Origin of the sequence: Burkholderia dolosa (genome assembly GCF_902499135.1) — a bacterium.
Taxonomy (GTDB): domain Bacteria; phylum Pseudomonadota; class Gammaproteobacteria; order Burkholderiales; family Burkholderiaceae; genus Burkholderia; species Burkholderia dolosa.
On sequence record NZ_CABVPR010000054.1, the window covers coordinates 1 to 13,135 of the forward strand.

Here is a 13,135-nt window from a genome sequence, read left to right on the forward strand (position 1 = left end):
GGAGCGGGAGACGAGTCTCGAACTCGCGACCTCAACCTTGGCAAGGTTGCGCTCTACCAACTGAGCTACTCCCGCATACCGCATCACTGCCCTTCCTTCACATCTGCTTCGCAGTGCAGCGGAGAAGCGAGATTATGTAGAAGGCACATTCGTGTGTCAAGGCCTTTTCCCGCCCTTTTTCCAAAAAACCGACGCGTCGAGCGCGCGTGCCGAACGCGACGGCGTCATGCGCCGCCGCGCTCGCGGATCTGCGGCCACGCGAGTTTCATGTAGTACAGCATCGACCAGATCGTCAGCACCGCGGCGAGATACATCAGCCACTCGCCCCACACTCGCGTGTCGATCGTCGCGATACCGAGCGGCAGCGGACCGTAGTACAGCAGCATCGGGATCGCGACCATCTGGCATGCGGTCTTGAACTTGCCGAGCTGGTTCACGGCGACGCTCTTCGACGCACCGATCTGCGCCATCCACTCGCGCAGTGCCGAGATTGCGATCTCGCGGCCGACGATCACGAGCGCGATCGCCGCATCGACACGGGCGATCTGCACGAGGATCAGCAGTGCGGCGGTCACCATCAGCTTGTCCGCGACCGGGTCGAGGAACGCACCGAACGACGACGTCTGGTTCCATTTGCGCGCGAGAAACCCGTCGAACCAGTCGGTCAGCGCGGCGAGGATGAAGATCAGCGCCGCTGCCAGATTGCGGTGCGCGCCGCCCATCACCGTGTCCGGCAGATAGAACACGCCGACGACGAGCGGAATCAGCACGATCCGCACCCACGTCAGGAATATCGGGAAATTGAACGGCATGGCATCCGGGACAGTAAAGGATTCGCAATTGTGCCGTGTCGACCGGCCTGCCACAAGAACGCAGACGAACGCATCAGGCGCCCGGCCCCGCAGCGGTCAGTGCAACTGCTTGTAGATCTGCTCGGCCAGCGCGTGCGAAATCCCTTCGACGCTCGCCAGCTCCTCGACGCTCGCCGCGACGACGCCGCGCAGCCCGCCGAACCGCGCGAGCAGCCGCTGCCGCCGCTTCGCGCCGACGCCTTCGAGCTCCTCGAGCCGCGACGTCTGACGCGCCTTCGCACGCTTCGCGCGCATCCCGGTGATCGCGAAACGGTGCGCTTCGTCGCGAATCTGCGCGACGAGCATCAGCGCGGCGCTCTCCTTGCCGAGTTCGAGCGGCGCGCGGCCGTCGGCGAATACGAGCGTCTCGAGGCCGACCTTGCGTCCCTCGCCTTTCGCGACGCCGACCAGCATCGACGTGTCGAGCCCGAGCTCGGTGAACACCTGGCGCGCGATCTCGACCTGCCCCTTGCCGCCGTCGATCAGCACGATGTTCGGCAGCAGGCTCGATGCCTCGGCGCGCCGCGTCGATTCGCCGTCGATGCCGGCCGCGTCGTCCGCGGCCGCAGACTGCGCAGCCTGCTCGACCATCTTCTCGTAGCGGCGCGTCAGCACCTGGCGCATCGCCGCGTAGTCGTCGCCCGGCGTGATGCCGGCGATGTTGTAGCGGCGATACTCGCCCGACTGCATCTTGTGATGGTGGTACACGACGCACGACGCCTGCGTCGCCTCGCCCATCGTGTGGCTGATGTCGAAGCACTCGATCCGCAGCGTCGCGAGATCGTCGCATTCGAGGCCGAGCGTCTCGGCCAGCGCGCGCGTGCGCGCCTGCTGCGAGCCCTGCTCGGACAGCAGCCGCGCGAGCGCGAGCCGCGCGTTCTGCTCGGCCATCGACAGCCACGCCCGTCGCTGCCCCTGCGGCTGCCGTATCAGCGATACCTTGTGGCCGACCTGCTCGGACAGCAGCTCGAGCAGGTCGCGGCTCGCCGGCGCATGGCTCACGACCAGCACCGGCGGCACGCGATTGCCGAGGTAGTGCTGCGCGATGAACGCGTCGAGCACTTCGGCCTCGACGGACGCCGACGCGGCACGCGCATCGGCGCCTTCGTCGGCCGGCCGGTCGCCGCTCTCGTCCGTCGGCTCGGGCTCGTCGCCGAGCCCCCCTTCGGCGAGCGTCAGCGCGCTTTCGACGTGCGTCGGGAAATACGCCTTGTCGCCGAGATGCCGGCCGCCGCGCACCATCGCGAGGTTCACGCACACGCGCCCGCCCTGCGCGACGACCGCCAGGATGTCGACGTCGCTGTCGCTGCCCACTTCGATCGCCTGCTGGTGCAGCACCGTCGCGAGCGAGCTCATCTGGTTGCGCACGGCGGCCGCCTGCTCGAACTTCAGCTCGGCCGCGAACGCGTGCATCTTCTGCTCGAGCTCCTTCATCACTTCCGACTGCCGGCCAAGCAGAAAGCGCGCGGCGTTCGACACGTCGACCGCGTAGTCTTCCTCGGAAATCGCGCCGACGCACGGCGCCGTGCAGCGTCCGATCTGATGCAGCAGGCACGGCCGCGTCCGGTTGTTGAACACGGAGTCTTCGCAGGTGCGCAGCTGGAACACGCGCTGCAGGATCTGGATGCTCTCGCGCACGGCCCATGCGCTCGGAAACGGGCCGAAATACTGGTTCTGCCTGTCGACGGAGCCGCGGTAGTACGCCATCCGCGGAAAACGGTGCGCGGTGAGCTTCAGGTACGGGTACGACTTGTCGTCGCGGAACAGGATGTTGTAGCGCGGCGCGAGCGCCTTGATCAAATTGTTCTCGAGCAGCAGCGCCTCGGCCTCCGACCGCGTGACGGTCGTCTCGATCCGCGCGATGCGCGTGACCATCATCGCGATGCGCGGCGACAGCTGCGTCTTCGTGAAATAGCTCGATACGCGCTTTTTCAGGTCGCGCGCCTTGCCGACGTAGAGCACGGTGCCGGCCGCGTCGTAATAGCGGTAGACGCCCGGCATGTGCGGCAGCTGCGCGAGGATCTTCTTCGGTTCGAACGGGATGTCGGAGGCTTCTGAGGACGTCATGCGTGATCCGGGCGCCGTCGGGCGCGGGACGGGTCTATTAGAATCGCCAGTTTAGAGCATTCACCGGCCCGCTTCGATGCCACATACCGCGTCCTCCCGTTCATCGCTCGCGCCCGGCGAGCCGATCGCCTGCGATCTGTTCTGCACGGTGATCGACAACTTCGGCGACATCGGCGTGTGCTGGCGTCTCGCACGTCAGCTCGCGCACGAGCACGGCTGGCAGGTGCGCGTGTTCGTCGACGACTTGCGCACGTTCGCACGACTCGCGCCGCAGGTCGATCCCGATACGGGACGACAGACCGTCGACGGAATCGCGATCGAGCACTGGCATGCGCAGGCGGGCGACGCGCTGGACATCGCCGACGTCGTGATCGAAGCGTTCGCGTGCGAGTTGCCCGGCGCGTATCTCGCGGCGATGGCACGACGCGCGCGGCGCCCGGTGTGGATCAATCTCGAATACCTGAGCGCCGAGGACTGGGTCGCGGACTTCCATCTGCGTCCGTCGCCGCATCCGCGCTATCCGCTGCTGAAGACGTTCTTCTTCCCGGGCCTGTCGGCCGGCACCGGCGGCGTGCTGAAGGAGCGCGACCTCGACGCGCGGCGCACCGCATTCGAAACCGATGCGGCCGCGCGCGACGCGTGGTGGCGGCATGCGACCGGCGGCGCGCCGCCGGCGCCCGGCACGACGGTCGTCAGCCTGTTCGCTTACGAGAATCCGGCCGTGAGCGCGCTGCTCGAACAGTGGCGCGACGGCGCGGCTCCGGTCGTCGCGCTCGTGCCGACGGGCCGCGTATCGCCGGCCGTCGCACGCTTTTTCGGGGTCGAGTCGTTCGGCGCGGGCGCACACGCGGCGAGCGGCAATCTGGTCGCGCACGGGCTCGCGTTCGTCCCGCAGGCCGACTATGACGCGCTGCTGTGGGCAGCCGACGTCAATTTCGTGCGCGGCGAAGATTCGTTCGTCCGCGCGCAATGGGCGCGCAAGCCGTTCGTCTGGCACATCTACCCACAGGCGGACGACGCGCACCTGCCGAAGCTCGATGCCGCGCTCGCGCATCTGTCGGCCGGTCTCGCCGACGCGCCGCGCGCGGCGCTCGAGCGCTTCTGGCACGCGTGGAACGGCGCCGGCACGCCCGACTGGACCGATTTCTGGCAGCACCGCACGGCGCTGCAACGGAATGCCGAGCGCTGGGCCGACACGCTCGCGGCGGTCGGCGATCTTGCCGCAAAGCTGGCCGAATATGCAAAATCTCAGTTAAAATAAGCGGTTATCCGACGGCTGACCACGCAAGCGCTCGCTTTTGGCGCCCACCGGAACCACCCCGCTTGCGTCGTCAGCCGTTTGTGCAACGCTCAGGCACCTCTTTATTTGATTTGATCAGGACAGTTTTTTTATGAAAACCGCACAGGAACTCCGCGTAGGCAACGTCGTGCAGATCGGCAGCGACGCCTGGGTCGTCTCGAAGACGGAATACAACAAGTCGGGCCGTAACGCCGCCGTCGTCAAGCTGAAGATGAAGAACCTGCTGACGAACGCCGGCCAGGAATCGGTCTACAAGGCCGACGACAAGTTCGACGTCGTCGTGCTCGACCGCAAGGAAGTGACGTACTCGTACTTCGCCGACCCGATGTACGTGTTCATGGACGCCGACTACAACCAGTACGAAGTCGAAGCCGAAATGATGGGCGACGCGCTGAACTACCTCGAAGACGGGATGGCATGCGAAGTCGTGTTCTACAACGAGAAGGCGATCTCGGTCGAACTGCCGACGATCCTCGTTCGCGAAATCACGTACACGGAACCGGCCGTCAAGGGCGACACGTCGTCGGGCAAGGTGCTGAAGAACGCGAAGCTCGCGACGGGCTTCGAGCTGCAGGTGCCGCTCTTCTGCAACACCGGCGACAAGATCGAAATCGACACGCGTACGCACGAGTACCGCAGCCGCGCGTAAGCTGCCGCGATTGCCGCACCGCACAAAGCGCCCTTCGGGGCGCTTTTTGTTTGCCCGCCGGCGCCGGCAATCGCGCGTGGGTGCCATAAGCAACACAAAATCCAGCGAGAAAGGTATTCAATTTGTATCATCGGTAACTGTTTTATAGCGCCAGGAAAATAATGCACGTCTGGCGTTCGGCGGGGCATAAAATCGGTTTTTAATCTGACATGCGGCCGCGGCGCCACTGTCCGCGGCCCGCTTCTCTTGACCCGACTCGCGTCCACCATGCCACACGCCCTGATTGTCGAAGACGATCCCAACAGTCTGTCCGGCCTCACCGCGCTGCTCGCCGCAGACGGCTTCTCGGTCGACACGGCCACGTCGCTCGCCGAAGCGCGCACGGCGCTCGGCCGATCGATTCCGGACGTCGTCCTCGTCGACCTGAACCTGCCGGACGGCAGCGGATTCGACCTGCTCCAGCATCTGCCGCAGCAGCAACCGAACGGGTCGCTGCCCGTGATCGTGCTGACCGGCAACGCGACGGTCGAAAGCGCGATCGAGGGCCTGCGCCACGGCATCTGGGACTACCTGCTGAAGCCGATCAACATTCCGCGGCTGCGCAGCCTGCTCGCGCGCATTCCGCGGCCGTACGAGCTGATCGAGGAAGTGCAGTCGCTGCGTGCGTCGCTGCGTCATCTCGGTCACTTCGGCGCGCTCGTCGGCCGCAGCGAGGCGATGCAGCACGTGTACGACATGATCGAGCACAACGCACGCACCGAAACGGCCGTGCTGTTCGCCGGGGAAGCCGGTACCGGCAAGAAGTTGGCCGCGCGCACGCTGCACGACCTGAGCCGTCGCCGCAAGGGCCCGTTCGTGTCGTTCGACTGCCGGATGATCGCGCAGGGCGGTCGGCACGGCGCGTCGCTCGACAGCGTGCTGTTCGGGCACGAACGCGGCGCGTTCGACGGCGCCGAGCGGCGCGAAGCGGGGCTGTTCGAACAGGCGGGCGGCGGCACGCTGTTTCTCGACGAGATCACCGCACTTCCGCTGGTGCTGCAGGAAGCGCTGCTGCACGCGCTCGATTCGCAGAATTTCATGCGGATCGGCGGGACGAGCACTATCGCGAGCGACTTCCGGCTGATCGCGAGCACGCGCCGTCCGGCGCGCGAAGCGGTCGCGAACGGCACGCTGCGCGAGGATCTGTGGCTGCGCCTCGACGCGGCATCGATCACGATGCCGCCGCTGCGCGAGCGCGACGGCGATGCGCTCGCGATCGCGGACGCGCTGATCGACGCACTGAACCGCGACGCGCGCGCAACCGGCCGCAGCCGCACCGACAAGCGCGCGGCGCCGGGCTTCGTGCGCGAATGCCTGTCGTACGAATGGCCGGGCAACGTGCGCGAGCTGCAGGAGCGCGTGCGATTCGCGTACGATGCGTCGGGCGATTTCATCGAAACGCTGCGCGCGGGCGAGGCGAGCTTCTCGGCCGGTGCCGCGCTGAACGGCAGCAGCGTGCAGATCAAGGTCGGCACGCCGCTGTCCGACGTCGAGGACCTGCTGATCCGGGCGACGCTCGACGCGGTCGGCGGCACGCGCCATCGTGCGGCGACGCTGCTCGGCATCAGCCCGAAGACGCTGTACAACAAGCTGCAGAGAATGAAGGTGAATTGAACGCGCGACGTTCGATCCGACGGACGCGCGTTGCGGTGGCGCGCGTTTACGACGGCACGGCGGCCGCGCGCCAAACCACGGAGCGTTCATCCCGGCTCTACCCGCTACGCTTGCCGCCCTGCCCAACGCCGCACATGAAAAAAGCCGCGCATGAAAGCGCGGCGCTTCGTTTGCGCAACAGCGGCCACCTGCGCGGCACCCTTCGCGTTACGCCAACGCGCGCTTCAACAGCGCCTGCGCATGCTGGTACTCGGGCTGCGCAACCAGCTTGTCCCACTTGAGCGCCTTGCCGCGCGCGCGCATCCGCTTGATGCGCCGCACCGACGTGGCAGACGGCTGCGTGCGCAGTTCGTTCAGCACGACCTCGGCCGCATCCGGCTGATTGCAGACGAGCACCATGTCGCATCCGGCCGCGAGCGCGGCATCGGCCGCCTGCGTCAGCGTGCCGCCTTCGCGCGCTGCCTCCATCGACAGGTCGTCGCTGAAGATCGCGCCCGTGAAGCCGAGCCGACCGCGCAGGATGTCCTGCAGCCACACGCGCGAGAAGCCGGCCGGCCGCTTGTCGACCTGCGTGTAGATCACGTGTGCGGGAATCACGGCCGACAGCGACAGGCCGAGCCAGTCGTACGGCGCGACGTCGTCGGCCAGAATCGTGTCGAGCGGCCGGTCGTCGGTCGGCAGCGCGACGTGCGAGTCGGCCTCCGCGAAGCCGTGCCCCGGAAAATGCTTGCCGCAGTTCGCCATTCCGGCAAGCGCGAGCCCGTGATTCAGGCTCTTCGCGAGCAGCGTGACGACACGCGGATCGCGATGGAACGCGCGATCGCCGATCACCTTCGAGTGCCCGTAGTCGAGGTCGAGCACGGGCGTGAAGCTCATGTCGATCCCGCATGCGCGCAGCTCGCCTGCGAGGATGTAGCCGACCGCGGTCGCGACTTTCGTCGCGAGCAGCACGTCGCGGTCCCACAGCTCGCCGAGGCGACGCATCGCCGGCAGCACCGTGAAACCGTCGGTGCGGAACCGCTGCACGCGGCCGCCTTCGTGGTCGACCGCAATCAGGATGTCGTCGCGCACCGCGCGGATCGAATCGGTCAGTGCGGTCAGTTGCGCGCGGTTTTCGAAGTGCCGCGCGAACAGGATCACGCCGCCGGTATTCGGATGCGCAAGACGCCGCGCATCGTCGCGCGACAGGGCCGTGCCGACGACGTCGAGCATGACCGGGCCGGGAGTCGTTTTCATCGAATCGGGAAGTCCGTCAGGGAGTGGGTCGGGAAACCGGTGCGGGCGCCGCGTCCGTCTCGGCGATCACGAACGACACCGCATAGTCGCGTTCGTCGCTCACCGTCACGCGCGCCGTGATGCCGCGCGCGGCGAGCCAGTCGGCCAGCTCGCCGGACGCCACCACGTACGGCTCGCCGCTCGGCCGGTTCAGCGTCTGCAGCGCGCGCCATGTCATCGGCCAATGCATGCCGAGCCCGATCGCCTTCGAGAACGCTTCCTTCGCGGAAAAACGCGTCGCGAGAAACGCGATGCCGCGCGCGTCCGAACGCGCGCGTCGCGCGTGGAACACGCGCAGTTCGTCGGGCCCGAGCACCTTCTCGGCGAACCGCCCGCCCGTGCGCTCGAGCACGGCCGCGACCCGGCTCACCTGCACGACATCGGTGCCGATACCGTAGATCGCCATGTCAGCAGCGCTCCTGCGAGCTTGCGCAGCGACGCGCCGCCATCAACGTGCACCGCCGTGCAGCGCGGCCACGCGTGCGGCGACCATGATCGCCTTCATCTCGCGCACCGCGTTGTCCCAGCCCGCGAAAATCGCATGCGCGACGATCGCGTGACCGATGTTCAGCTCGACGATGCCGTCGATCGCGGCGATCTGCTGCACGTTCGTGTAATGCAGCCCGTGGCCGGCGTTGACCTTCAGCCCAAGCTGCGCGCCGGTCTGCACGCCCGCGACGATGCGCTCGTATTCGCGCTGCTGCTCGGCTTCGTCGTGCGCATCGGCGTAGCGGCCCGTATGCAGTTCGATCACCGGCGCGCCGGCCTCGTGCGCGGCGCGAATCTGCGTGTCGTCCGGGTCGATGAACAGCGATACGCGCACGCCGGCGTCCGCAAGCTGCTTGCATGCGGCGCGCACCGCATCGAAGCGGCCGGCGACGTCGAGGCCGCCTTCGGTCGTCAACTCCTCGCGCTTTTCCGGCACGAGGCACGCATCGTGCGGACGCACGTCGCACGCGATGTCGAGCATCTCGGCCGTCACCGCGCACTCGAGGTTCATGCGCGTCTTCAGCAGCGGACGCAGCTTGCGCACGTCCGCGTCGACGATGTGACGGCGATCCTCGCGCAAGTGCAGCGTGATCGCGTCCGCGCCGGCCTCTTCGGCGGCGAGCGCGGCGCGGATCGGATCGGGATACGCGGTGCCGCGCGCGTTGCGCAGCGTCGCGACATGGTCGATGTTCACGCCGAGGTCGATGGCCGTGGGCGTCGTCAGAAAGAAGCTCATAGGTTTTGCAGGTCGATCAGGATCTGGCGCGTGGCAAGCGTTGCGCCGCCGAGATAGGTGTTCAGCAGGAAGCGCATCAGCGTCTTGCTTTGGGCAACCGTCTGGGCTCGATGGTAATCGTCCTGCTCCATGTCGAGCAACGTCTGCCCGCTGACCACCGGCCAATGCGACGGCACGTCGTCGTCCGCGTTGCGCACGCCGCGCTCCGGATCGAACACGTACCGGCGGTCGGGTTCGACGGCCCGGCGTGCGACGGTACGGTTCAGCGCCATCGCATAGCCGGTCTCGCGCAGCAGCACGCGCTCGAACGAGCGCAGCACCTGGACTGCGGGCTCGCCGTGTGCGAGGCGCGTCAGCGTCAGCACGTAATGATTGAAAAGCGGCGGCTGCGAATCTTCACGCGCGCAGAATTTGACGAGCAATTCGTTCGCGTAGAAGCCGCACAGCAGCGCATCGCCGCCGAGCGGCAGCATGCCGCCGACCCATTCGGCGCCCGTCAGCGTGCGCACTTCGGATTTGCCCGACCACGACAGCAGCAGCGGCTGAAACGTCTGCAGCACGCCGCGCAACGCGGAATGCGGACGCTTCGCGCCTTTCGCGACGAGCGCGAGCCGCCCGTGATCGCGCGTCAGCACGTCGATGATCAGGCTCGTTTCGCGGTACGGATAGCTGTGCAGCACAAACGCCGGCTGCTCGGCGACGCGGAAGTCGGACGTGCGCGAACTCGCACGCCGCGCCTTGCGCGGCGGCTCGGGCGGAGCCGGCAGCGACGCGTCGTTCGCGCCGGCCGTCACCGCGTCTTCTGTCGACGTCAGCGCGTCATTCGTACCCATAGGCGCGCAGCCCCGCCTCGTTGTCGGCCCAGCCGCTCTTCACCTTCACGAAGGTCTCGAGATATACCGGGCCGTCGAACAGCTTCTCCATGTCCATCCGCGCTTCGGTGCTGATCTGCTTGAGCTTCTCGCCCTTCTTGCCGATCACCATTGCCTTGTGCGAATCGCGCTCGACGAGGATCGTCGCGAAGATGCGCTTCAGGCGGCCCTCTTCCTCGAACTTGTCGATCAATACGGTGCTCGTGTACGGCAGCTCGTCGCCGGTCCAGCGGAACACCTTTTCGCGCAGGATTTCGGCCGCGAGAAAGCGCGAGCTGCGATCGGTCAGCTCGTCCTCGCCGTAGATCGGCTCGCCTTCCGGCAAGTACGGCTTGATCGTATCGAGCAAGCGCTTGATGTCGTCCGGCTGCTTGGCCGACAGCGGCACCAGCTCGGCGAATTCGCGCAGCGCGCTCATCTGCTGCATGAACGGGTACAGCGTCGTCTTGTCGGACACGCGGTCGATCTTGTTCGTGATCAGCAGCGTCGGCATGCCGGGCGGAATCAGGTCGAGCACCTTCTGATCGTCGGGGCCGAAGCGGCCGGCCTCGATCACGAACAGGATCACGTCGACCGACGTGAGCGTCGACGTGACCGCACGGTTCAGCGAGCGGTTCAGCGCGGTGCTGTGGCGGGTCTGGAAACCGGGCGTGTCGACGAACACGAATTGCGCGTCGTCGATCGTGTTGATGCCGGTGATCCGGTGGCGGGTCGTCTGCGCCTTGCGCGACGTGATGCTGATCTTCTGGCCGACGAGCGCGTTCATCAACGTCGACTTGCCGACGTTCGGGCGGCCCACGATCGCGATCATGCCGCAACGGAAACCGGTGGGAGCGGGAGTGTTCATATCGTTCGGGAGACAGGTTCGGAACCGGCCGCGCGGCGCGCGGCACGATCGATGGGCATTTCAGTGGTCGGCATCGGCTACGCGCGCCTGTGCGGTAGCGAGGCTCGCGCCGCCCGGCGGCGTATCGGCAGCCGGCGCGGCGGCGTCGCGTGCGCGCGGTGCGGTGCGCGAAACGGCGTCCGGACCGGCGACCGGCTTGTCGGCCGTCGGGGGCGGCGCTTCGCCGGTGATTGCGGCCGGCTTGTCGGCTGCCCGCGGCACGCCGTCGCCCGCCTTTTCCGTCCCCTTTTCGGTACGGTCGCCGGGCTTGTCCGTCACACGCGAACCCGCTTCGCCGCGGTCCGACGCTTTTTCCGCAGGCTTGTCGGTTGCGGGCTTCGCCGCCGCCCGCTCGCCCTTGTCCGCCGCCGATTCGACATGCGCGGCGCGGATCGCCGGCACCGGCGACGGCGCGGCCCGACCGGCCGGCTCGTCGGCGCCAGCCGCGCCCGCACCGGCCGCGGCAGCGGCTGCCTTCGCGTCGCGCACGGCCGCACGTTCTCTCCGCTCCGGCGAGCGCAGATCGAGCGCTTCCTGCACGCCCTTGACGCCCGGCACGATCTCCGGCTCCGCATGCTTCGACGCGCGCGCGCCCTTCGAGCGTTTCGGCTTCGCAGCCAGCATCGGCGCGGCCGCCATCACCTCGTCGAGCGCCTTCTTCGCGGCAGCCTGCTCGGCCGCACGGCGGCTGGCACCGGAACCCGACACCTTGACGTCGAGCTTCGGCACCGTGCATTCGACCTCGAACTGCTGGTTGTGCGCGGCGCCGAGCGTCGCGACGACCGTATACGTGGGCAGCGCGATCTTGTGCCCTTGCAGATACTCCTGCAGCAGCGTTTTCGCGTCCTTGCCGAGCGTGCGCGGATCGATGTGATCGAGAATCGGGATATAGAGGCGCTTGATCACCCCTTGGGCGGCTTCGAAGCCGCCATCGAGAAACACGGCCCCGATGATGGCTTCGAATGCGTCCGCGAGGATCGAGGGGCGGCGGAAGCCGCCGCTGCGCAATTCGCCCTCGCCCAGCCGCAGCCCGTCCGCAATATTCAGGGCCTGAGCGATTTCATATAGCGACTGCTGCTTGACGAGATTGGCGCGCACGCGCGACAGATCGCCTTCGTCCAGCTTGCCGAAGCGCTGAAACAAAAGGGCCGCCACCGCGCAATTCAGAACGGAATCGCCGAGAAACTCGAGCCGCTCGTTGTGCGTGGCGCTGTGACTGCGATGGGTCAAAGCCTGGCGCAACAATTCCGCATTGCGAAATTCGTAGCGCAGCCGGCTTTCCAGCTGGGATAGGGGCATGTGCAGCAGTATAACGCGGGGCGCCGCTTGGGCCGAAACGGCGCGGCCGGACGCGAAAAGACGTGACGAAGCGGTGTTACCGCCGGTTCTTAAAGTAATTCGGCAATACGCGACGCGGCCCGTGCGTCGCGTATTGCGCGTGCGTCGAAGACGATCAGTTGAAGGAACCGATGCGCTTCAGATCGCTGAAGTTCATCCAGATGAAGAACGCGCGGCCGACGATGTTCTTGTCCGGCACGAAGCCCCAGTAGCGGCTGTCCGCGCTGTTGTCGCGGTTGTCGCCCATCATGAAGTAGTGGCCGGGCGGCACCTTGCAGATCACGCCGCGGCTGTTGTACGTGCAGTTGTCGCGATACGGATAGTCGTATGCGCCCATCACGAACGGCGGCACGGCCGGGTTGTTCAGGATCGCGTTCTTCTTGTTGCCGATCGTCTCCTCGAACTGCTTCGCATAGTTCTGGCGTTCGTCGTCGAAGTAATCGGGCAGCGGCGTCTCGGGCACCGGCTGGCCGTTGATCGTCAGCTGCTTGTCCTGGTACGCGACCGTGTCGCCCGGCAGACCGATCACGCGCTTGATGTAGTCGACCGACTCGTCCTTCGGATAGCGGAACACGACCACGTCGCCGCGTTCCAGCGGACTGCCCTGCGTGATCTTCGTGTTCGTGATCGGCATGCGCAGCCCGTACTCGAACTTGTTCACGAGGATGAAGTCGCCAACCTGCAGCGTCGGCACCATCGAGCCCGACGGAATCTTGAACGGCTCGACGACGAACGAACGCACGACGAACACCGCGAGAATCACCGGGAAGAAGCTGGCCGTGTATTCGAGCCACCACGGCTGGCGCAGCTTCTCGTCGCGCAGCTTCGAGCGCGTCTGCGCAGCGTTTTCGTCCGCGAACCGCTTGTCGATGCGCGACTGCTGACGATCGAATTCCTCGATCGCCGCATCGGCCACCTTGCGTCGCCGCGGCAGGAACACCAGTTTGTCGAGCACCCACGCCACGCCCGTCACGATGACGAGCACAAAAAGAATCAGCGCAAAATTCATAAAAGGATCA

Annotated in this window: 12 protein-coding genes and 1 tRNA gene; 3 read left to right on the top strand and 10 right to left on the bottom strand. The window is 66.7% G+C overall.

Features of this window, described 5'->3' with window-relative positions; translation table 11 throughout:
- Positions 1-2: 2 nt before the first annotated feature.
- The 3 genes from BUB20358_RS21160 to uvrC form a co-directional block, all read right to left on the bottom strand.
- A tRNA-Gly gene (locus BUB20358_RS21160) sits at positions 3-75 on the bottom strand.
- Positions 76-224: 149 nt separating this feature from the next.
- A complete protein-coding gene (gene pgsA, locus BUB20358_RS21165; RefSeq protein ID WP_035972755.1) occupies positions 225-812 on the bottom strand; it encodes a CDP-diacylglycerol--glycerol-3-phosphate 3-phosphatidyltransferase in 588 nt (195 codons plus the stop codon).
- 96 nt (positions 813-908) lie between these two features.
- Positions 909-2,918: an excinuclease ABC subunit UvrC gene (uvrC, locus tag BUB20358_RS21170; protein WP_006764778.1), complete on the bottom strand. Its 2,010-nt coding sequence runs from the start codon at positions 2,916-2,918 to the stop codon at positions 909-911.
- A 76-nt stretch (positions 2,919-2,994) separates the two neighbouring features.
- Between uvrC and earP the strand changes: the two genes are divergently transcribed.
- The 3 genes from earP (at position 2,995) to BUB20358_RS21185 (ending at position 6,520) form a co-directional block, all read left to right on the top strand.
- Positions 2,995-4,179, top strand: a complete 1,185-nt coding sequence (earP, locus tag BUB20358_RS21175) for an elongation factor P maturation arginine rhamnosyltransferase EarP (protein WP_035972757.1) — start codon at positions 2,995-2,997, stop codon at positions 4,177-4,179.
- 130 nt (positions 4,180-4,309) lie between these two features.
- Positions 4,310-4,867, top strand: coding sequence for an elongation factor P (gene efp / locus BUB20358_RS21180; RefSeq protein ID WP_006764780.1), 558 nt, complete (start codon positions 4,310-4,312; stop codon positions 4,865-4,867).
- 267 nt (positions 4,868-5,134) lie between these two features.
- A complete protein-coding gene (locus BUB20358_RS21185) occupies positions 5,135-6,520 on the top strand; it encodes a sigma-54-dependent transcriptional regulator (RefSeq protein ID WP_006764781.1) in 1,386 nt (461 codons plus the stop codon).
- 207 nt (positions 6,521-6,727) lie between these two features.
- Here the strand turns inward: BUB20358_RS21185 and nagZ are convergent, their stop codons facing one another.
- From nagZ to lepB, 7 genes are all read right to left on the bottom strand, one after another.
- Positions 6,728-7,756, bottom strand: a complete 1,029-nt coding sequence (gene nagZ, locus BUB20358_RS21190) for a beta-N-acetylhexosaminidase (RefSeq protein ID WP_006764782.1) — start codon at positions 7,754-7,756, stop codon at positions 6,728-6,730.
- 16 nt (positions 7,757-7,772) lie between these two features.
- Positions 7,773-8,201 (bottom strand): holo-ACP synthase, encoded by a 429-nt coding sequence (gene acpS, locus BUB20358_RS21195; protein WP_006764783.1) that lies wholly within the window; start codon positions 8,199-8,201, stop codon positions 7,773-7,775.
- Positions 8,202-8,243: 42 nt separating this feature from the next.
- Positions 8,244-9,020, bottom strand: coding sequence for a pyridoxine 5'-phosphate synthase (gene pdxJ, locus BUB20358_RS21200; protein WP_006764784.1), 777 nt, complete (start codon positions 9,018-9,020; stop codon positions 8,244-8,246).
- The gene (recO, locus tag BUB20358_RS21205) at positions 9,017-9,853 is read right to left on the bottom strand and encodes a DNA repair protein RecO (protein WP_006764785.1); all 837 of its coding nucleotides are present in this window, start codon (positions 9,851-9,853) and stop codon (positions 9,017-9,019) included. Before recO ends, pdxJ begins: the two co-directional genes overlap by 4 nt.
- The gene (gene era, locus BUB20358_RS21210) at positions 9,840-10,739 is read right to left on the bottom strand and encodes a GTPase Era (RefSeq protein ID WP_006764786.1); all 900 of its coding nucleotides are present in this window, start codon (positions 10,737-10,739) and stop codon (positions 9,840-9,842) included. The genes recO and era overlap by 14 nt, the downstream gene beginning before the upstream one ends.
- 60 nt (positions 10,740-10,799) lie before the next feature.
- Positions 10,800-12,077: a ribonuclease III gene (gene rnc / locus BUB20358_RS21215; RefSeq protein ID WP_035972759.1), complete on the bottom strand. Its 1,278-nt coding sequence runs from the start codon at positions 12,075-12,077 to the stop codon at positions 10,800-10,802.
- A 154-nt stretch (positions 12,078-12,231) separates the two neighbouring features.
- Positions 12,232-13,125, bottom strand: coding sequence for a signal peptidase I (gene lepB, locus BUB20358_RS21220; protein WP_035972760.1), 894 nt, complete (start codon positions 13,123-13,125; stop codon positions 12,232-12,234).
- Positions 13,126-13,135: the final 10 nt, after the last annotated feature.